At 51.8% G+C, this 19,751-nt stretch carries 19 protein-coding genes and 1 pseudogene; 8 read left to right on the top strand and 12 right to left on the bottom strand.

What is annotated here, in order from left to right; genetic code table 11:
- The first annotated feature begins 41 nt into the window (after window positions 1-41).
- From manY to mntP, 4 genes are all read left to right on the top strand, one after another.
- A complete protein-coding gene (manY, locus tag ACS603_RS01405; RefSeq protein ID WP_008500490.1) occupies window positions 42-842 on the top strand; it encodes a PTS mannose transporter subunit IIC in 801 nt (266 codons plus the stop codon).
- Between the two features lie 12 nt (window positions 843-854).
- Window positions 855-1,706 carry a PTS mannose transporter subunit IID gene (locus ACS603_RS01400; protein ID WP_014070653.1) on the top strand — a complete coding sequence of 284 codons (852 nt, stop codon included), beginning with the start codon at window positions 855-857 and terminating at the stop codon, window positions 1,704-1,706.
- Window positions 1,707-1,766: 60 nt separating this feature from the next.
- The gene (locus tag ACS603_RS01395; protein ID WP_446493398.1) at window positions 1,767-2,225 is read left to right on the top strand and encodes a DUF986 family protein; all 459 of its coding nucleotides are present in this window, start codon (window positions 1,767-1,769) and stop codon (window positions 2,223-2,225) included.
- Between the two features lie 399 nt (window positions 2,226-2,624).
- Entirely contained in the window at window positions 2,625-3,191 is a 567-nt protein-coding gene (gene mntP / locus ACS603_RS01390; protein ID WP_182061468.1) for a manganese efflux pump MntP, read from the top strand.
- Here the strand turns inward: mntP and rlmA are convergent.
- From rlmA to mgrB, 7 genes and pseudogenes are all read right to left on the bottom strand, one after another.
- Window positions 3,188-4,000: a 23S rRNA (guanine(745)-N(1))-methyltransferase gene (gene rlmA / locus ACS603_RS01385; RefSeq protein WP_474943624.1), complete on the bottom strand. Its 813-nt coding sequence runs from the start codon at window positions 3,998-4,000 to the stop codon at window positions 3,188-3,190. The two genes, mntP and rlmA, sit on opposite strands and share 4 nt — an antisense overlap.
- 65 nt (window positions 4,001-4,065) lie before the next feature.
- Complete coding sequence (ftsI, locus tag ACS603_RS01380) at window positions 4,066-5,784, bottom strand: peptidoglycan glycosyltransferase FtsI (protein WP_182061470.1); 1,719 nt, start codon at window positions 5,782-5,784, stop codon at window positions 4,066-4,068.
- A gap of 218 nt (window positions 5,785-6,002) precedes the next feature.
- Entirely contained in the window at window positions 6,003-6,212 is a 210-nt protein-coding gene (gene cspE / locus ACS603_RS01375; protein WP_001062678.1) for a transcription antiterminator/RNA stability regulator CspE, read from the bottom strand.
- A gap of 12 nt (window positions 6,213-6,224) precedes the next feature.
- Window positions 6,225-6,369 (bottom strand): annotated as a pseudogene (locus ACS603_RS01370) (DUF2627 domain-containing protein).
- A gap of 527 nt (window positions 6,370-6,896) precedes the next feature.
- Window positions 6,897-7,886 (bottom strand): MBL fold metallo-hydrolase, encoded by a 990-nt coding sequence (locus ACS603_RS01365; protein ID WP_474943623.1) that lies wholly within the window; start codon window positions 7,884-7,886, stop codon window positions 6,897-6,899.
- Window positions 7,887-7,909: 23 nt separating this feature from the next.
- Window positions 7,910-8,197 (bottom strand): YebO family protein, encoded by a 288-nt coding sequence (locus ACS603_RS01360; RefSeq protein WP_182061472.1) that lies wholly within the window; start codon window positions 8,195-8,197, stop codon window positions 7,910-7,912.
- Window positions 8,198-8,271: 74 nt separating this feature from the next.
- Window positions 8,272-8,415 (bottom strand): PhoP/PhoQ regulatory lipoprotein MgrB, encoded by a 144-nt coding sequence (gene mgrB / locus ACS603_RS01355; protein WP_474943622.1) that lies wholly within the window; start codon window positions 8,413-8,415, stop codon window positions 8,272-8,274.
- A gap of 160 nt (window positions 8,416-8,575) precedes the next feature.
- Between mgrB and ACS603_RS01350 the strand changes: the two genes are divergently transcribed.
- Window positions 8,576-8,815, top strand: coding sequence for a YobH family protein (locus ACS603_RS01350; RefSeq protein WP_182063596.1), 240 nt, complete (start codon window positions 8,576-8,578; stop codon window positions 8,813-8,815).
- Between the two features lie 62 nt (window positions 8,816-8,877).
- On the opposite strand, the gene kdgR is transcribed toward ACS603_RS01350, so the two are convergent.
- On the bottom strand, window positions 8,878-9,669 hold the full coding sequence (kdgR, locus tag ACS603_RS01345; protein WP_182061473.1) for a DNA-binding transcriptional regulator KdgR: 792 nt from the start codon (window positions 9,667-9,669) through the stop codon (window positions 8,878-8,880).
- Window positions 9,670-9,847: 178 nt separating this feature from the next.
- Here kdgR and ACS603_RS01340 point away from each other — a divergent pair, with 178 nt between their 5' ends.
- Window positions 9,848-11,221 (top strand): MFS transporter, encoded by a 1,374-nt coding sequence (locus ACS603_RS01340; RefSeq protein ID WP_182061474.1) that lies wholly within the window; start codon window positions 9,848-9,850, stop codon window positions 11,219-11,221.
- Window positions 11,222-11,270: 49 nt separating this feature from the next.
- On the opposite strand, the gene htpX is transcribed toward ACS603_RS01340, so the two are convergent.
- From htpX to ACS603_RS01320, 4 genes are all read right to left on the bottom strand, one after another.
- The gene (htpX, locus tag ACS603_RS01335; RefSeq protein ID WP_182061475.1) at window positions 11,271-12,152 is read right to left on the bottom strand and encodes a protease HtpX; all 882 of its coding nucleotides are present in this window, start codon (window positions 12,150-12,152) and stop codon (window positions 11,271-11,273) included.
- A 193-nt stretch (window positions 12,153-12,345) separates the two neighbouring features.
- A complete protein-coding gene (gene prc / locus ACS603_RS01330; RefSeq protein ID WP_446493403.1) occupies window positions 12,346-14,394 on the bottom strand; it encodes a carboxy terminal-processing peptidase in 2,049 nt (682 codons plus the stop codon).
- Window positions 14,395-14,413: 19 nt separating this feature from the next.
- A complete protein-coding gene (gene proQ / locus ACS603_RS01325; RefSeq protein WP_474943621.1) occupies window positions 14,414-15,103 on the bottom strand; it encodes an RNA chaperone ProQ in 690 nt (229 codons plus the stop codon).
- 96 nt (window positions 15,104-15,199) lie between these two features.
- The gene (locus ACS603_RS01320) at window positions 15,200-15,697 is read right to left on the bottom strand and encodes a GAF domain-containing protein (RefSeq protein WP_182061478.1); all 498 of its coding nucleotides are present in this window, start codon (window positions 15,695-15,697) and stop codon (window positions 15,200-15,202) included.
- Between the two features lie 132 nt (window positions 15,698-15,829).
- Between ACS603_RS01320 and yebS the strand changes: the two genes are divergently transcribed.
- Both yebS and ACS603_RS01310 read left to right on the top strand, forming a co-directional pair.
- Window positions 15,830-17,113 (top strand): membrane integrity lipid transport subunit YebS, encoded by a 1,284-nt coding sequence (yebS, locus tag ACS603_RS01315; protein ID WP_182061479.1) that lies wholly within the window; start codon window positions 15,830-15,832, stop codon window positions 17,111-17,113.
- Window positions 17,082-19,715 carry a PqiB family protein gene (locus ACS603_RS01310; RefSeq protein ID WP_182061480.1) on the top strand — a complete coding sequence of 878 codons (2,634 nt, stop codon included), beginning with the start codon at window positions 17,082-17,084 and terminating at the stop codon, window positions 19,713-19,715. The genes yebS and ACS603_RS01310 overlap by 32 nt, the downstream gene beginning before the upstream one ends.
- Window positions 19,716-19,751 lie beyond the last annotated feature (36 nt).

Below are 19,751 nucleotides of genomic sequence, written 5' to 3'. Positions count from 1 at the left end.
GCTGATTTTTCACATAAAGCTTATGTAATAGGAGAAGTGCAATGGAGATTACCACTCTTCAGATTGTGCTGGTGTTCGTCGTCGCATGTATTGCGGGTATGGAATCCGTACTTGATGAATTTCAGTTCCACCGCCCTCTGGTGGCCTGTACGTTGATTGGTGCCGTTCTCGGTGATATGAAAACCGGTATCATCATCGGTGGTACCCTGGAAATGATCGCCCTCGGCTGGATGAACATCGGTGCGGCGGTTGCGCCAGATGCCGCGCTGGCATCCATTATTTCTACCGTTCTGGTTATTGCCGGCCACCAAAGCATCGGTGCAGGTATCGCGCTGGCGATTCCACTGGCAGCGGCAGGCCAGGTACTGACCATCATCGTTCGTACCATCACCGTAGCCTTCCAGCACGCGGCGGATAAGGCGGCCGAAAATGGCAACCTGACGGCGTTGTCCTGGATCCACGTTTCATCCCTGTTCCTGCAAGCAATGCGTATTGCAATCCCGGCCGTTATCGTTGCTATCTCTGTCGGTACCAGCGAAGTGCAGAGTATGCTGAACGCCATTCCTGAAGTGGTGACCGGCGGCCTGAACATCGCAGGTGGCATGATCGTGGTAGTAGGTTATGCGATGGTCATCAACATGATGCGCGCAGGCTATCTGATGCCGTTCTTCTACCTCGGCTTCGTTACCGCTGCGTTCACTAACTTCAACCTGGTTGCTCTGGGTGTGATTGGTGCGGTCATGGCGATTCTCTACATCCAGCTCAGCCCGAAATACAACCGCGTAGCGGGTGCTCCGGCACAGGCTGCTGGTAATAACGATCTCGATAACGAACTGGACTAGCAGGTGAGCGAAATGGTTGATATGACAAAAAATACCACTGAGAAGAAACTCACTCCGGGTGATATTCGTGGCGTGTTCATCCGTTCTAACCTGTTTCAGGGTTCATGGAACTTCGAACGTATGCAGGCGCTCGGCTTCTGCTTCTCCATGGTACCGGCGATCAAACGCCTGTATCCGGAAAACAACGAAGCGCGTCGTCAGGCGATTAAGCGTCACCTGGAATTCTTCAACACCCATCCTTATGTAGCGGCACCGGTTCTGGGCGTTACCCTGGCGATGGAAGAGCAGCGTGCTAACGGCGCAGAGATTGACGATGGTGCCATCAACGGTATCAAAGTGGGTCTGATGGGGCCGCTGGCAGGCGTAGGCGACCCCATCTTCTGGGGTACTGTTCGTCCGGTATTTGCGGCGCTTGGCGCAGGTATCGCGATGAGTGGGAGCCTGCTCGGCCCACTGCTGTTCTTCATCCTGTTCAACGCTGTGCGTCTGCTGACCCGTTATTACGGCGTGGCATACGGCTACCGTAAAGGTGTTGACATCGTTAAGGACATGGGTGGCGGCTTCCTGCAAAAACTGACCGAGGGGGCGTCTATTCTCGGCCTCTTTGTTATGGGGGCACTGGTTAACAAATGGACGCATGTGAACATCCCGCTGGTGGTGTCGACCATTACCGGTCAGGATGGTCAGACGCGCGTTACCACAGTGCAAACCATTCTGGATCAGCTGATGCCAGGCCTGGTTCCACTGCTGTTGACCTTCGCCTGTATGTGGCTGTTGCGTAAGAAAGTAAACCCACTGTGGATCATCGTTGGCTTCTTCGTCATCGGTATCGCGGGCTACGCTGTCGGCTTGCTGGGTCTGTAAGTTACTGCTTTATATACCGGGGGCTTGGGCTTGCCCCCGGTTTTTTTATCTGGAGGATGAATGACTGCCACGGACATCGTACTGGTTCTTTTTATTGCTGCCCTTCTGGCTTACGCCATTTATGATGAGTTCATCATGCCCCGCCGCCATGGCGAATCATTGCTCACCATCCCTCTTCTGCGCCGTAACCGCATCGATGCCGTCATCTTTGTGGGTTTACTGGTCATTCTGATTTACAACAACATCATGAGTCACGGTGCATTATTAACCACATGGTTATTATGTGCGCTGGTATTAATGGCGATTTATTTGTTCTGGGTCCGCACACCGAAGGTCATCTTTAAAAGTCAGGGGTTTTTCTTTGCTAATGTGTGGATAGAATATAACCGCATTAAAGAGATGAATTTATCGGAAGATGGTGTTCTGGTTATGCAATTAGAACAACGCCGCCTTCTTATCCGGGTCAAAAATATTGATGACCTCGAAAAGATATACAAATTACTCGTTAAAACTCAATAAGTTACACTTATAGCATTGGCTATATATTGCAGTATTTTCACGCTGAGAATATAGCCTTAGCTATATTAAGAAGCCAAAAACACTTATATTTATTAACGATAAGTTTACGCTTAAATCTAAATGAAAATCGTTATCAAGTAGTTAATGGAATAATAGTTTTCTGTTGTTGTTTTATATTCTAAAAATATGTTAAGGTTGCGCCCGTCGTTGGGGAGTAGCTGATTTCCTGTTTTCCAGGAAATGTACGTGTCAACATACTCGTTGAAAAACGTGGCGCGTACGGATCTTTTTGCACAGTTGCGGTGTTCGAAAAGATCAGGCGAGACCATAGATACATTAACTGCTGTTTACTGGGGGCAGTGATGTGTCATATGGATATCTCCCGGTCTGGACGCTCTTATGAATATCTCTGCAACAATTCTTCTGGCTTTCGGCATGTCCATGGACGCTTTTGCAGCCTCCATTGGTAAAGGTGCCACTCTCCACAAACCAAAATTCTCTGAAGCGTTACGCACCGGTCTTATCTTTGGTGCCATCGAAACGCTGACACCGCTGATTGGCTGGGGTCTGGGAATGCTCGCCAGCCAGTTCGTCCTGGAGTGGAATCATTGGATCGCGTTTGTTCTGCTGGTGTTCCTCGGCGGGCGAATGGTTATCGAAGGTTTTCGCGCAAGCAGCGATGAAGATGAAGCACCGCAACACCGCCATGGCTTCTGGTTGCTGGTCACGACCGCGATCGCCACAAGTCTTGACGCGATGGCTGTAGGGGTTGGTCTGGCATTCCTTCAGGTCAACATTATCGCCACCGCCCTGGCGATTGGCTGTGCCACCCTGATTATGTCGACGCTGGGGATGATGGTTGGCCGCTTTATCGGCCCGCTGCTTGGCAAGCGAGCCGAAATTCTGGGGGGTATCGTGTTAATCGGGATTGGTGCCCAAATCCTGTGGGCACACTTCGCCGGTTAATCTTTGCGCTGCCAGCAGTGGATACTGAAATCCGTCTGGCAGCAAAACTCGTTCTGTTTCGCTAACGTCTCCCACACAGCAGGTTTCGCCCGCCACGCAAAGGGCGTCATTTGCAGCAAGGCTACCGCTTCATCCCCTTTGAGTTTCATCTCATACGCGACCGTCTGTTCCTGTTGCAGGCTAAAACCCTCCAGCTGTTCAGAATGCGGTGCATGTAAGCGCACGTCATCGTAAATCAAACCTTTCAGCTCCATCAGATGACGCGGGCCCGGCGTAACGGTAATCACCCAGCCACCGGGTTTTACGACCCGCGCCAGCTCTTCAGCTTTACAGGGCGCATAAATTCGCACCACGGCATCCATGCTGGCATCCTCAAATGGCAAGCGATGGCTGGACGCCACGCAGAACGTCACCGACGAATAGCGCTTCGCCGCCGCGCGGATAGCCACTTTAGAGACATCCAGACCGTAGGTTTCAGCGCCTTTCTCGCGGGCCACATCAGCAAACAATGCTGTGTAGTAACCCTCACCACAGCCAATATCCAGAATGGCTGAAGGCGTCGAAAGGTTTTCTGTCAGTAGCTGTGCAACAGTGTCTCTCAGGGGCTGATAATGTCCGGCATCAAGAAATGCTCGGCGCGCCTGCATCATCTCCGCGCTGTCGCCCGGGTCGCGCGAACGTTTATGTTGCACCGGAAGAAGATTCACATAGCCCTCTTTCGCCATATCAAACTGGTGCCCTTGCGGGCAGGTAAAACTTTTCTCAGAACGCGTCAGGCGCGCGTGGCAAAGTGGGCAACTGAAGGACATGGTGGCTCCGGGCAATCATAAAGGGCGAAAGTGTACCGCTATTCGCCCGGGTTATAAACGCCTGGCTAACGCATGACGATAAGGTGAGTGGAATCCGCCGCTAAACCATCAGGTTTGACGTTTTCAAGGCGTAGCACGTTCCCCATGATCTCGCTGAAAACCGGTGCTGATACTGCCCCGCCGTAATAATCCCCGTTTTGCGGATCGTTAATCACCACCACTAATGCAAAACGCGGCTGACTGGCGGGCGCAACACCTGCGGTGTAAGCCACGTATTTATCAACATATTTACCGTCATCACCGATTTTTTTCGCTGTCCCGGTTTTAACCGCTACACGATAATCGCGTACCGCAGCCTTAATGCCACCGCCACCCGGCAGCGCCACGCTTTCCATCATATGCTCAACTTCATGGGCAATCTCCTCAGACATCACCCTGTGCCCGATTACCGGAGGATCAATTCGGGTTATCGACAACGGGCGCTCCAGCCCATAGCTGCCAATGGTAGCGTAGACATGCGCCAGTTGCAGTGGCGTGACCATCAGCCCGTAGCCAAACGCGAAGGTGGCCCGGTCGAGCTGGCTCCAGAATTTACGCTGCGGCAGCAAGCCCGAGCTTTCCCCCGTTAAGCCAAGCCCGGTGTTCGTACCAAAACCAAAGTTCTTATAGGTATCAAGCAATCGCTGGATCGGCATCGCCAGCGAGAGCCGCGACACCCCTGTGTCGCTCGATTTTTGCAATATACCGGTCATCGTCAGTTCAGGGTAATACCCCACATCCCGAATGCGGTGGCCATCAAGCATGTACGGATGGGTATCTATCACGCTGTCGGGCTTTACCAGCCCTTGCTGTAACGCGGTCATCAACACCAGAGGCTTGACGGTAGAGCCCGGTTCAAAGGTGTCGCTGATGGCGCGATTGCGAAAATCGTTCAAAGTCGCACCATCACGATTATTAGGGTTGAAATCAGGGAAACTCGCCATCGCCAGGATCTCGCCCGTCTGGACGTTAATCAGAACAGAGGCGCCAGATTCGGCTTTATTCCACACGACAGCGTTATCCAGCGCATCTTCCGTAATGGTTTGCAGACGCTCATCAATACTAAGCTGGATGTTGTGCGCTGGAACCGGCGCTATCTCAGTCAGGTTTTCAACCACGCGCCCGTAGCGGTCTTCCCTCACCTGCCTGACGCCGGCTTTCCCTGAAAGTTGTGCGTTAAAGCTTTTCTCAACCCCTTCAATGCCCTGCCCGTCAATATTCGTGAACCCTATCAGGTTGGCTGCAACATGACCGGCGGGATAAAAGCGCCGCGATTCGTCGCGCAAGTTGATGCCTGGCAGATTGAGTTTATCGATCCATTGCGCCTGAGAAGGGTCAACCTGACGGGCAAGATAAATAAAGCGCCCCTGCGGTGTGCTGTTGATTCGGGCAGAGAGTGTGCCAAGAGAGAGATGTAATGCATTCGCCAGCGCCTGCCAGCGTTCATCAAACCCCACACCGCCTTTTGCCAGCACGGTTTTCGGATCAGCCCAGACGGCTCTTACCGGTACACTGACAGCAAGCGGTCTGTTTTCCCTGTCAACAATCATCCCGCGCGGCGCATCAATCGCGACTTCACGCAGCGAGCGCATATCTTCCTGCTTAACGAGATTGTCAGGTTTGATGATTTGCAACCAGGCAACACGGCCTAGTAAGAAAGCCAGACTACAAAAAATAGCAAGACACAGCAGCGCAAAACGAGCCGGGGTAAAGTTTCCGGCTGTCGTTATCGTTTTCTTTTTCACCTGAACCCCAGGTCCGTTGAACAACGCCCTGATTTAACGGGAAAAGGCCGGCTGACGCGGTGAAAACAATGCTAATAACCTCGTAGCTTTGCAACAAGTTGCTAACAAGGCGTTCATTCGTAATATTTTGAAAGATAAGGCAATAAAAAAGCCCCGCATAAGCGAGGCTTTATATCTGAGATCGAAGCGCAGAAGCACTTCAGTCAGCAGTGGTTCGATCAGATAGCAGTTACGTTAACTGCAGCTGGGCCTTTCTGGCCGTCCTGAATTTCGAACTCAACGTTCTGGCCTTCAGCCAGAGTTTTGAAGCCGTTACCCTGGATTGCAGAGAAGTGTACGAACACATCTTTGCTGCCGTCAGCAGGAGTAATGAAACCAAAACCTTTAGACTCGTTGAACCACTTAACTTGACCTTTAATCTTTGCCATTTGCAAAATTCCTTAGAGTGTTTTCTTAGCCCGCAGGCATTGACTGAGATAAAACTGAGACATTACTGCTTGAGGCACTAATATAAGGTTCGGCAGAGAAGCGGTATTCAACGACAACGTGTTTACTCAGGACTTCTTTACTGAAAATGCCACACATAAACAGAACTGTACCTCGTTTGACCCAAAACGTGTTATCACACACAACGTTAATTATGGCAAGCCATTTTTAAACGTGTCTAGATCCGCCGCACAAATTCTGGCGCTGCCTTGCAACCTTCTGCACAATTATGCGCAATGTTTGCGATCGGCATTACCAGCCTGAACTGCATTAACGATGTTTTCACAACCGCTGTAATCTAAGACTTTTTTACCTTAGCTCAATCACTTCGGTGCGTCCAGCGCCAGGCAAAAGAATCCTCCATGCAATGATTGAGTTAGAACAAATTGTGAAAAGTTATGCTTAAATCATTCCAACGTACCGGAGCTGTTGTAATGAAAATACGTTGTTAATAAACCCGCCCGAGTTGTATTAAAATTCACCGCTTAATAAATATCGTTATGCACCAAAATAATGAAATTTTTATGACTCTGCCTCAAAAGAAGGCAAGCAAAACGTTTCGATAAAAATAAAATTCTCTTTGCGTGATTAAAATACAGAATATATGCAACAAATCAGCGCTGCGTTTAGAAGGGTAAATATTCACCAATTTTCAGTGTCCTGAATGAATCATTAACTGGTGCTAAATTGGCGAGTGCCTGATTTAACTCCTGCACCGGTTCTTCCAGCGATTCATCCCCCAATTCAAACACGCCCCAGTGAATGGGGAATGCCAGCGGAGCACCCAGTTGTTGCCATAACGCAACGGCAGATTGCGGGTCCATATGATGTACTGACATGAACCAGCGGGGTGCATACGCGCCAACCGGCAATGCGGCAGCGTCAATCTTTCCAAGCCGTTCGGGGATGGTGAGCAGCTCCGGCGTATAACCCGTATCACCGCTAAACCAAAAGCGATGATGACGGCTTTCAAAAACCCAGCCGCACCAGAGGGAGCGATTTCGGTTCCACGGCGTGCGCATACTCCAGTGCTGCGCGGGTACAGCCGTGAGCGTCATACCCTGCCACGTTATGCTCTGCCACCAGTCGAGTTCAGTCACATTTTTTGCTCCCCGACGACGAAACCAGCTCGCCAGACCTAATGGCACAAACACGTGCAGATCGGGGAAACGACGCAACAGATGACGAACGGTGGCGGCATCGAGGTGATCATAGTGATTATGGGAAATGACCAGAATATCGAGCTGCGGGAGTTTTTCGACAGAGATAACCGGAGGCGTTTTACGCTCGGGCCCAAGAAAAGGAAACGGAGAGGCACGTCGGGAAAAAACGGGATCGGTCAGGATGTAATTCCCGTCCATACGCAATAGCATACTGGCATGGCCCAGCCACCATACGCCATCTTCGGATAACGTGTTAAGGGTTACAGGCTGCCACCACTGCTTAAGAAAGGTGTCATAGCCCGCTGCGGGCGGTTTAGGCAACCCGGCTGATTTACGCTCTTTTCGCCAGCGTTCGACATCGCCCTGCTGATGGCCAGCGGGCAGCGTATTGCGAAAACCAGCGGGGGTGTGATGCTTCAGGGAGGGGTCATACCAGGGATTTTTCCAGACCACAGCCACCTCCCGTGAATCACAGATTAACGTTCAGCCACCAGGCGAATAAAATCGTCTTCTTCTTTATCTTCAACAACCGCTTCTTTTGCCGCTTCTTTCTCTTCTGGCTCGTTGGCTTCACACAGACGGCGCAGCAAGGCATTCTGTCGTTTCTGCTGATCGAGCAATGCTTCCAGTAACTCAATTTGCTCGTTTGTACGGGAACTGGCGCGATTGACGAAAAACCACAGAACCAAACCCACAACCATAATAACCAAAGAGATAACCAGGGACGCCATGCTCAGCAGCCCTGAATTCAGTAACTCACCCATTTCACCACCTCAATAAAAACGTCTATTTTACCACTGGCGCGAAGGAAGGAAATCACCTTGAGAAAAAATGAGTCTTACCACTGAATAAACTTATTGATTGCACAAACGCCACTGAAGAACTGTACATCCTGATCGCACATCACATTGATAGTCTGCGTCCACAACACCACGCATGCTATCAGCACGATAACCAGAATTACCCAGCGTATTTTTTTCACTCCACACTCCGTCTTATGACCTGATGTAACCAGGTTAGCATGGCTATCTTAAACAGGGGCTAACTGTACTGTCATCAAGTACTTTTCGGAATAGTGCACTTGTTTCATTGCGTAAACCCGTTACGCTTAAAGGCATGACAACTAACAAAAAGAGGCAATGATGCATTTTATCATTCGCACTATTATTGCACTGGCCATTATCTGGATTGGCCTGTTGTTAACCGGATACGGTGTACTTGTGGGAAGTACCGAAAATGCGGCGGGCTTAGGTATTCAGTGTAAGTATGTGACGGCCCGTGGAGTCAGTACTGCACAATACCTGCATTCAGACAGCGGCTTCATTGGGTTAACGAACTGTCCGGTGCTGCGCAAGATGACGGTTGTTATCGATAACGGTTAACACCATAACGGGAATTAATAAAAAAACGCCGCGATTACGCGGCGTTTTTATCTTAGCCTGGATTAAAACGGATACTCGTTATAACCCATCTGCTCGGAGATTTTACGCGCAGCGGTATGCAGCATCGCTACATACTCGTGCAGACGTTCCTCAGAGAAACGCAGTGTCGGGAATGAAATACTCAGGCCGGCAATCACCACCCCGAAGCGATCAAACACCGGCACACCGATGCAACGCAAACCTTCTTCCTGCTCTTCGTTATCTTCGCCGTAACCCTGCTCGCGAACCTTATCGAGAACCGTTAACAGCTCATCAGTGCTGGTGATGGTTCGCTCGGTGCTGCGTTTATATTCCACGCCATCGAGGATCTGGGTCACTTCTTCACGATCGCGCCAGGCCAGCAGCACTTTACCGATTGCAGTACTGTACAGCGGGTTACGACGGCCAATGCGCGAATACATGCGCAGGTTGTACATGGAGTCAATTTTGTGGATGTAAACAATGCTGTCTTCATCCAGCGCCCCCAGGTGAACCGTCTCTTTGGTTAAACGAGATAATTCACGCATCTGGATATCGGCGCTGCGAATCAGATCGACGTTCTGGAGCGCGCGGGCGCCCAGTTCGAACAGTTTCAGCGTCAGAGAATATTTTTCAGATTCGCCTTCCTGCGCGACATACCCTAAAGACTTCATGGTTTGCAAAAAGCGATAAACGGTGCTTTTCGACATCATCACACGCTGCGACAACTCTGTAATACCAATTTCACGCTCTTCTCCGAGCGCCTGTAAGATGCCAAACACCTTCAGCACGGAAGAAACAGAATCTGGCTGCTTATCCAAATCTGCGATTGCCATTTATCACCTCATGGAGAGTGTTTTATAAAAATCAGAACCGGTTTTTATTATAAATTCCTGTCATGATACCTGCAATCAATCCCTGTTTACTTCGTTACAAATCTGCGACATAAAACGGAATTAACAATGCTAAAGTAGTTACTCTGAGAATAATTTCACGTTGAGCTTTTTATTCCCCATGGAAAAAATTCCTTCTGATGGACTGCCTTTACCCCAGCGGTACGGCGCCATTGCCACCATTATTATCGGTATTTCGATGGCTGTCCTTGACGGTGCAATTGCTAACGTTGCCCTGCCAACCATCGCCAGCGACCTTCATGCCTCACCCGCCAGTTCCATCTGGATTGTGAATGCGTACCAGATAGCAATCGTGGTTTCTCTTCTTTCGCTCTCTTTCCTCGGTGATATGTTTGGCTATCGCCGGGTCTATCAGTGCGGTCTGGTGGTCTTTACGCTCACCTCACTTTTCTGTGCCCTGTCGGATTCCCTGCATACACTTACTCTCGCCCGTATCGCCCAGGGATTTGGCGGCGCGGCATTGATGAGCGTGAATACGGCCCTGATACGCCTTATCTACCCGCAGCGCCATCTGGGACGCGGCATGGGGATAAACTCCTTTATTGTCGCGGTGTCCTCGGCGGCCGGGCCAACCATTGCCGCTGCAATCCTCTCCGTTGCATCGTGGCAGTGGCTTTTTGCCATCAACGTGCCTCTTGGCATCATTGCTATCGTCTTTGCCCTGCGCTACCTCCCGGCAAATGGCCCGAAAAACACCATGCCGCGATTCGATTTACCCAGTGCGGTGATGAATGCGCTGACCTTCGGTCTGCTGATCACCGCCCTGAGTGGATTTGCTCAAGGTCAGTCCATCACCTTAATCGCCGCAGAAATTGCCGCGATGCTGGTTATCGGCTTCTTCTTTGTTCGCCGCCAGTTGTCCTTGCCTGTGCCCCTGCTGCCAGTTGATTTGTTACGCATTCCACTGTTTTCACTCTCTATTGGTACGTCAATCTGTTCATTCTGCGCGCAGATGCTGGCGCTGGTATCTCTGCCCTTCTTCTTACAGAGCGTGATTGGCCGTACTGAGGTTGAAACGGGGCTGTTGTTAACCCCGTGGCCGCTGGCCACGATGGTGATGGCACCGTTGGCAGGTTATTTAATTGAGCGGGTTCATGCCGGGCTGTTGGGTGCACTCGGTCTGGTGGTGATGGCAACAGGGCTATTCGCTCTGGCATTGCTCCCCTCCTCGCCCTCTGACCTGGATATTATCTGGCGAATGATCCTCTGCGGCGCCGGGTTTGGTCTGTTCCAGTCACCGAACAACCACACCATTATCACTTCCGCCCCACGCCATCGCAGCGGTGGTGCCAGCGGAATGCTGGGTACGGCACGTTTACTTGGACAAAGTACCGGGGCTGCGCTGGTCGCTCTGATGTTTAACCTCGCCGGTCAGAATGGCACACACGTGGCGCTGTTTACCGCCGGGACACTCGCTACCATTGCTGCGATTATCAGCGGGCTTCGCGTCACTCAGCCCGGTGTTCAGGCATAAAAAAAGCCGGGCGGAGTGGCTCCTGCCCGGCTCTTCATCACAAACTGCGTTACTTCAGGTATTCCCCACTACGCAGCGCTTCGATACGTTTATCCAGCGGCGGGTGAGACATAAACAGCTCACTCAACGATTTAGATTTACCGTTGATGCAGAATGCCATCATGCTGGTTGCTTCCTGCGGCTCGTAGCTGGTTTTCAGACGCTGCAACGCGGCAATCATCTTTTCACGCCCTACCAGTTTCGCAGAGCCCGCATCCGCATGGAATTCACGGTGACGAGAGAACCACATGGTAATGATGCTTGCGAGAATACCAAACACCAGCTCCAGTACTATCGACACAGCGAGATAGATCAGCGGGTTACCGTTGCTCTCTTCACCCTCGTCACGGTTTCCGCTCATAAAACCAGCGGCAATCTGCGCCAGGATACGCGAAATAAAGATAACAAAGGTGTTCACCACGCCCTGAATCAGAGTCATGGTCACCATGTCACCGTTGGCAATATGGCTAATCTCGTGAGCGATAACCGCTTCGGCTTCGTCACGGCTCATGTTCTGCAACAGACCAGTGCTGACCGCAACCAGGGATGCATCGCGGCGCGCGCCCGTGGCGAACGCATTGATGTCCGGTGCATGGTAAATGGCGACCTGCGGCATGGCGATACCCGCCTGTTGCGACTGCTGCGCAACAGTGTTCATCAGCCACCGTTCCATATCGTTACGTGGCTGCTCAATGACCTCACCACCCACAGATTTCAGTGCCATCCACTTCGACATCAGCAGAGAAACGAAGGAACCACCAAAACCAAACAGCAGCGCCATAATCAAAAGACCCTGAACGCTGCTCGACTGAATTCCTGTCAGGCTTAGCACGAGCCCGAATACCACCATAACCGCCAGGTTGGTGAGCAGGAAGAGCGCGATTCGCATCATAATTTTCTTTTAACCTCAGTTTAACAAAACGCACTATGCGATTACCCACATCGTATGGGTATTGCATCTATTTTCAAGGATTCGACGGGCGTAAGTCACCAGAAAGACACAACTTTACACAATTGAAAAGCTGATTGACGGGAGGATGCAGAACTAAAAAGAACAGGCACAATTACTTGTGCCTGTCTGGGGGTTATTTTGCCGGTGCAGGCTGCACGGCTGGCTTGTCTTTTTCAAGATTCGCCAGGTCGAGAGCGATATGCACCGTCTCGTCCAGATACGGATCTGGCTCCTGGTAATCTTTAGGCAGATCGTCCAGTTTTTTCAGCAGCGGTTTGCCTTCACGTTTGAAGCGATCGTTGATACGCGCCAGACGGGTTGCATCATCTTCCGTGTTCTCTTTCTCACGCTGTGCGTAATTCAGAGAAGCAATGTTCCGTTTATCTTTCATGGCATTGAAACGCGCAATGTCTTTCATGATGTACTGGAACTCAGGATCTTTTGCGATGCGATCGTTATGATCTTTCAGCAGTTCAGGACCAAACTGGGTCATGTCACCGGATTTCACATATGTCGCGGCGTTGATGCTATCCCACGGCAGTGCGTTATCTTCAAACTTCTCGCCGGTTTCTGTCTCTTCCGTGCCCGTAGGCATCATGATATCCGGCGTTACGCCTTTACGCTGCGTACTGCCGCCATTCACACGATAGAACTTCTGAATGGTGTACTGTACGGAACCCAGCGCTGGCCATTCAGGGCGCAGCATCTGATCGTAAATACGGTTCAGAGAACGGTATTGCTGAACAGTACCTTTACCGAAGGTTGGCTCACCCACAATCAGCGCACGGCCATAATCCTGCATTGCAGCCGCAAAGATCTCAGAAGCTGAAGCACTGAAGCGATCGACCAACACCACCAGCGGGCCCTTGTAATAAACCACACCATCGGTATCAGAGTCTTCACGCACTTTACCGTTGTTATCGCGTACCTGAACCACCGGACCAGACGGAATGAACAACCCGGAAAGTGAGACGGCTTCGGTCAATGCACCACCACCGTTGCTACGCAGATCGATGATAATGCTGCTGACGTTTTGCTTTTCCAGTTTCTGCAACTGCACTTTTACGTCATCCGTCAGGCCAACGTAGAAGCCAGGAATATCCAGAACACCGACCTTCTCTTTACCCACGGTTTTGACCGACATTTTCACCGCGCGGTCTTCCAGACGGATACGTTCGCGGGTCAAGGTAACGATACGGGTTTTGGTGCCTTTACCGGCAGGCAGGACTTCCAGGCGAACCTTGCTGCCTTTTGGTCCTTTGATCAGCGCGACAACATCATCCAGACGCCAACCGATAACATCAACCATGCTCTGCCCGGTCTGGCCGACACCGACAATACGATCGCCAACGCTAATCGCTTTGCTTTTGGATGCAGGGCCACCCGCCACCATGGAGTTGATGACCGTGTAATCATCGTCCATTTGCAGCACCGCACCAATACCTTCCAGAGACAGGCTCATTTCAGTATTGAATTGTTCGGTATTACGCGGGGAAAGGTAGTTGGTATGCGGATCGATTTCGTGGGCAAACGCGGTCATTGCCAGCGAGAACACATCTTCACTGTTGGTTTGCGCCAGACGACGAATGGCCGATTTATAACGACGCGTCAGCGTGTCACGGATCTCTTTTTCGTCTTTGCCGGCGAGCTTAAGGCTCAGCTCGTCATATTTTACCTTTCCGTCCCACAACGCATTCAGCTCGGCTTCATCTTTCGGCCAGGGAGATTTACTGCGATCCAGATTAAAGGTGTCATTTCCGGTGAAGTCCATCGGACGTTCCAGCACTTTCAGCGCGTACTGGTAACGTTCAAAACGGCGCTTCTGTGCCAGATTATACAGGTCGTAGAACAGATCCAGCTTACCGGAGCGCAGTTCATCACCCACGTCGGCCTTACGTTTTGCGAACTGTTCAACATCGCTGGCCAACAGCACGTTATGGCTGTAGTCCAGCAAGTTTAAATAGCGGTCGAAGATTTTGGCCGAAAAGGCCTGATCGAGATCGAACTGACGATAATGCGAACGAGTAAAGCGTGACGTCACACGCTCACTCACCGTCGCGTGCTGAGTCTCTTCCTTTAAAACCGGAATTTGATCAACACGCGTAATATCGTCCACTGCGAAAGCGTGACCTGTTATAGCAAACAGGCCCGCCAGCGCGGTGAGCTTAAAAAAAGTGTTCATGCCAGGCTTGGCCTCCGTTTCAGAACAACAAGTGTTCTGCGCGTACAATCATTGACATACCAGAAGTCAGCTGTACCCGAACGCCATCTTTGGTGATTTCCAGTACGGTGGCGTCCATAGCATTGTTACCCGCTTTGACCTTCAGCGACTGACCCACGCTCAGTGCGTTGATGTCAGAAACTGGGGTGTGGCGCGGCTCTTCACGAGGCACACGCGGGGCTTTCGCTGCTGCTGGTTTGTCGGTACGCGGTTTACGATCGTTATTCTCATTGCGACGTGGGGCAGGACGCGGTTTGCGCTCACGACGAGGCGCTTCTTCCTGACCGTTTGCCGCTGCGGCTTCGCGTTTTTTCGCTTGCTGCTCAGCACGTTGTGCCTGAACACGGGCTTTCGCTTCTTCCAGCTGCTTACGAGCGTGCTCTACGTGCTGTTCGTCCAGCTCACCGCAAGGGTTGCCGTCGAGATCGACACGCGTCGCGCCCGCTTTGATACCGTACAGGTAACGCCAGCTCGAAGTATAAAGACGTAAGGCAGAACGCAGCTGAGTTTTGCTGAGATTCATCTCACCTTCAACGCGTGCTACCAAATCCTGAAAAATACCGACTTTCAGGGGACGAGCTTCACCTTCAGCGCTAAAGCACTGTGGGAAACGCTCGGCCAGAAATGCGATAACTTCTTTACTGCTATTCAACTTAGGTTGATTTTCCATGAAATTTCCTGATTACAACGGACGTTGCCAACAAGCGCAGGCATGAACAGGCGACATTATAATGACGCCATCAGTAAATGCTACGTTATCCGTTGATTATCCTGCGACGCTCGCAAAGAATTTTTGATAATCGGTGGCTGCTAATACTTTTTCAAGATGAGCGACCAGCTCGCGAAGCCCCTGCTCATCTTCAGTTGTGAAGCGGCTGAAGACCGTACTGTCGATGTCCAGAACGCCAATAATCTGATCATTCACCACCAGCGGAAGAACGATTTCAGAATTACTGGCCGCATCACATGCAATATGTCCGTCAAAGGCGTGGACGTCTTCTACACGCTGAACCTGGTTTGTCGCAACTGCAGTGCCACATACGCCACGACCTACAGGAATGCGCACACAGGCGATTTTCCCCTGGAATGGCCCAAGCACCAGCGTCTTATCTTCAAGAAGATAAAAACCGGCCCAGTTAACGCCGGAAAGACGTTCAAACAATAACGCACTTGTATTTGCCAGAGTGGCTAAAAAGCTGGTTTCACCTGCCATTAATGCCTGGAAGTCGCGGTTGAGATCCGCGTAGAATTCTGTTTTGTTCATTATACAATCACTTGGTTGTCTTACAAAATCACCGCATAGCCTATTAAAATAAGCATTAAATGCGTTCATGCTCAAGATGAATCAGTTCATGAGTTAATATAACCTTCAACAATACTTATCTGTGCGCGACTGATGGCTCTAAAAACACCCAAAATTACGCCGGCAAAAAAGATAACAGTCCATGCGGTAAGCGATGCGCTGCCTCGTGCACATTATCAGCGTTGTCCTCAGTGCGATACGCTTTTTACGTTGCCGAAGATGAAATCGCACCAAAGTGCATTTTGTCCCCGCTGCGACGCAAAAATCCGCAGTGGTCGCGACTGGTCGTTAACCCGGCTCGCGGCGATGGCGGTGACCATGCTGATGCTGATGCCTTTCGCCTGGAGCGAACCGCTGCTCAAGCTCTATCTGCTTGGCGTTCGCATTGATGCCAACGTGTTGCAAGGTATCTGGCAAATGACCCGTCAGGGCGACCCGTTGACGGCAGCGATGGTGCTGTTTTGTACCGTTGGCGCGCCGCTGGTATTGGTTGCGTCCATTGCCTACCTGTGGTTCGGCAACATTCTGGGGATGAACCTGCGCCCTGTGCTGCTGATGCTGGAAAAGCTCAAAGAGTGGGTAATGCTCGATATCTACCTGGTCGGCGTTGGCGTTGCTTCTATTAAGGTACAGGACTATGCATTTTTGCAGCCAGGCATTGGCCTGGTGGCGTTTCTCTCACTGGTGTTGCTCAGTATTCTGACGCTCATCCATCTCAATGTGGAACAACTCTGGGAGCGGTTTTATCCCCAGCGACCTGCCACGCGCCCCGATAACAACCTACGCGTGTGTCTGGGCTGCCACTATACCGGCTTGCCCGACGCCCGTGATCGCTGCAAACGCTGCCATATCCCGTTAAGATTACGCCGCAACAACAGCCTGCAAAAATGCTGGGCGGCACTGATTGCTTCGGTGGTGTTACTGATACCTGCGAACATGCTTCCAATTTCAATCATTTATGTTAACGGAGGTCGACAGGAAGATACTATCCTCTCGGGTATTATCTCGCTGGGTCACAGCAACGTTGCCGTGGCCTCCATTGTATTCATCGCCAGTATTCTGGTGCCATTTACCAAAGTTGTGGTGATGTTTACGCTGCTTATCAGCATTCACTTTAAATGTGAGCAAGGATTACGCACGCGCGTCCTTCTCCTGCGGCTCGTCACCTGGATTGGTCGCTGGTCGATGTTGGATCTGTTTGTGATTTCGTTGATGATGTCGCTCATCAATCGCGATCAGTTACTTGCTTTTACAATGGGACCCGCAGCTTTTTACTTCGGCTCTGCGGTGATATTGACTATTCTTGCAGTGGAATGGCTGGATAGCCGCTTACTTTGGGATGCACATGAGTCAGGAAACGCCCGCTTCGCCGACTGAAGCGAGAATTAAAACAAAACGCCGCATTTCGCCATTCTGGTTGCTGCCGGTCATCGCGCTGATGATTGCAGGCTGGCTCGTCTGGACGAGCTATCAAGATCGCGGTAATACCATCACCATTGATTTCCAGTCCGCGGACGGCATTGTCGCCGGACGAACCCCTGTTCGCTTCCAGGGTGTGGAAGTGGGTACGGTTCAGGATATTACGCTGGGAAAAAGCCTGAATAAGATTCAGGTTCGCGCCAGTATTAAATCCGATATGCAGGACGCCCTGCGCAGTGAAACACAGTTCTGGCTGGTTACGCCAAAAGCCTCGCTGGCTGGCGTATCGGGCCTGGATGCACTCGTGGGCGGGAACTACATCGGCATGATGCCCGGTAAAGGCGAACCCCAGGATCACTTCACCGCCCTGGATACCCAACCCAAATACCGTCTCAACAACGGTGATTTGATGATTCACCTGCAATCCCCGGATTTGGGCTCGCTGAACAGCGGTTCACTGGTCTATTTCCGTAAAATCCCTGTCGGGCGTGTCTATGACTACACCATCAACCCCAACAAACAGGGGGTGACTATTGACGTCCTGATCGAACGCCGTTTCACCAATCTGGTCAAAAAAGGCAGCCGTTTCTGGAATGTTTCTGGCGTGGACGCAGACCTGAGCCTGAGCGGCGCCAAAGTGAGACTTGAGAGTCTGGCGGCCCTTGTCAATGGTGCCATCGCGTTCGACTCCCCGGACAATTCCAGCGCAGCAACAGCAGACGATACCTTCGGGCTATACGCCGACCTTGCCCACAGCCAGCGTGGCGTTATCATAAAACTGGCTCTGCCAGATGCCAAAGGTCTGAAAGCAGGTTCCACGCCGCTGATGTATCAGGGCTTACAGGTGGGGCAGCTCACCAAAATGACGCTCAATCCTGGCGGCTCGGTCACCGGAGAGATGACTGTCGACCCTGGCGTGGTCGACCTCTTGCGTGAAAAAACGCGCATTGAAATGCGTAATCCGAAGTTATCCCTGAGCGATGCGAACATCAGTAGTCTGTTGACCGGCAGCACCTTTGAACTGATACCCGGTGACGGCGAGCCAGTCAGCAGTTTTGTTATCGCCCCGGCAGATAAATCACTGCTGCAACAGCCCGGCGTTATCACCGTGACGCTGAATGCCCCGGAAAGTTACGGTATCGAAGCGGGTCAGCCGCTGATCTTGCACGGTGTCCAGGTCGGCCAGGTGCTGGAGCGTAAACTGACAGAACAGGGAGTGACCTTCTCTGTTGCCGTCGAGCCGCAGTATCGTGACCTGCTGCATGGCGACAGCAAATTTGTGGTTAACAGCCGTGTTGATGTGAAGGTCGGTCTGGATGGCGTGGAGTTTCTTGGCGCCAGCGCCAGCGAATGGGTCAACGGGGGTATTCGTATTCTACCGGGCGATAAAGGCCCGCTGCGCGACAATTATCCGCTGTATGCCAATCTCGACAAGGCGATTGAAAACAGCCTGAGTGATTTACCCACAACCACACTGACGCTCAACGCCGAAACCCTGCCTGATGTCCAGGCCGGCTCGGTGGTGCTTTACCGTAAGTTTGAAGTGGGTGAAGTGATCACCGTACGTCCGCGTGCCGATGCCTTTGATATCGAATTGCATATCAAACCGGAATACCGCCATCTGCTGACACCGAATAGCGTCTTCTGGGCAGAAGGTGGCGCGAAAGTGCAGCTCAATGGCAGCGGTTTAACCGTTCAGGCCTCTCCGCTCTCCCGCGCCCTGCGAGGGGCGATCAGCTTCGACAACCTCAGCGGTGCAGGTGCTAACCTGCGTAAAGGTGATAAACGTATCCTCTTCCCGTCAGAGACAGCAGCACGCGCTGTCGGTGGGCAGATAACGCTTCATGCATTCGATGCGGGCAAGCTGGCGGAAGGAATGCCTATCCGCTATCTGGGTATCGACATCGGGCAGATCCAGAAGTTAACGCTTATTACCGCGCGTAACGAAGTGCAGGCAACCGCCGTACTTTACCCGGAATATGTGCAGACCTTCGCCAGAACGGGCAGCCGTTTTTCGGTGGTCACACCGCAAATTTCTGCCGCGGGTGTTGAGCATCTGGATACCATCCTGCAACCGTACATCAACGTCGAACCCGGTCGTGGCAACGCGCGTCGCGATTTTGAGCTCCAGGAAGCCACCATTACCGATTCCCGTTATCTTGACGGCCTGAGCATTGTGGTCGAAGTGCCGGAAGCAGGTTCACTGAACATCGGGACACCGGTGCTGTTCCGCGGCATCGAAGTCGGGACCGTCACCGGCCTGACGCTCGGGACATTGTCTGACCGCGTGATGGTTGCCCTCAGGATCAGTGAACGCTACCAGCATCTGGTGCGGAATAACTCGGTATTCTGGCTGGCATCCGGTTATTCGCTGGACTTTGGTCTGACAGGGGGCGTGGTGAAAACCGGGACCTTCAACCAGTTCATCCGCGGTGGTATTGCCTTCGCCACACCGCCGGGCACACCGCTTGCGCCAAAAGCGCAGCCGGATAAACACTTCCTGCTGCTGGAAAGCGAACCAAAAGAGTGGCGTGAGTGGGGAACCGCGTTACCGCGTTAATCTCAGGGCTCCGGTGTCAACGCGCCGGAGCCTTTA

This window comes from Enterobacter sp. Li2LvB3 (assembly GCF_056156645.1).
The sequence above is the reverse complement of the archived record's forward strand: the minus strand, read 5'-3'. Positions and strand labels throughout refer to the sequence as shown.

Bases quoted from the DNA above. Each gene is read 5' to 3' on its own strand.
- manY (WP_008500490.1), top strand. From the start codon at position 42: ATGGAGATTACCACTCTTCAGATTGTGCTGGTGTTCGTCGTCGCATGT.
- ACS603_RS01400 (WP_014070653.1), top strand. From the start codon at position 855: ATGGTTGATATGACAAAAAATACCACTGAGAAGAAACTCACTCCGGGT.
- ACS603_RS01395 (WP_446493398.1), top strand. From the start codon at position 1,767: ATGACTGCCACGGACATCGTACTGGTTCTTTTTATTGCTGCCCTTCTG.
- mntP (WP_182061468.1), top strand. From the start codon at position 2,625: ATGAATATCTCTGCAACAATTCTTCTGGCTTTCGGCATGTCCATGGAC.
- rlmA (WP_474943624.1), bottom strand. From the start codon at position 4,000: ATGTCCTTCAGTTGCCCACTTTGCCACGCGCGCCTGACGCGTTCTGAG.
- cspE (WP_001062678.1), bottom strand. From the start codon at position 6,212: ATGGCAAAGATTAAAGGTCAAGTTAAGTGGTTCAACGAGTCTAAAGGT.
- ACS603_RS01360 (WP_182061472.1), bottom strand. From the start codon at position 8,197: ATGGGTGAGTTACTGAATTCAGGGCTGCTGAGCATGGCGTCCCTGGTT.
- ACS603_RS01350 (WP_182063596.1), top strand. From the start codon at position 8,576: ATGCATTTTATCATTCGCACTATTATTGCACTGGCCATTATCTGGATT.
- kdgR (WP_182061473.1), bottom strand. From the start codon at position 9,669: ATGGCAATCGCAGATTTGGATAAGCAGCCAGATTCTGTTTCTTCCGTG.
- ACS603_RS01340 (WP_182061474.1), top strand. From the start codon at position 9,848: ATGGAAAAAATTCCTTCTGATGGACTGCCTTTACCCCAGCGGTACGGC.
- htpX (WP_182061475.1), bottom strand. From the start codon at position 12,152: ATGATGCGAATCGCGCTCTTCCTGCTCACCAACCTGGCGGTTATGGTG.
- prc (WP_446493403.1), bottom strand. From the start codon at position 14,394: ATGAACACTTTTTTTAAGCTCACCGCGCTGGCGGGCCTGTTTGCTATA.
- proQ (WP_474943621.1), bottom strand. From the start codon at position 15,103: ATGGAAAATCAACCTAAGTTGAATAGCAGTAAAGAAGTTATCGCATTT.
- ACS603_RS01320 (WP_182061478.1), bottom strand. From the start codon at position 15,697: ATGAACAAAACAGAATTCTACGCGGATCTCAACCGCGACTTCCAGGCA.
- yebS (WP_182061479.1), top strand. From the start codon at position 15,830: ATGGCTCTAAAAACACCCAAAATTACGCCGGCAAAAAAGATAACAGTC.
- ACS603_RS01310 (WP_182061480.1), top strand. From the start codon at position 17,082: ATGAGTCAGGAAACGCCCGCTTCGCCGACTGAAGCGAGAATTAAAACA.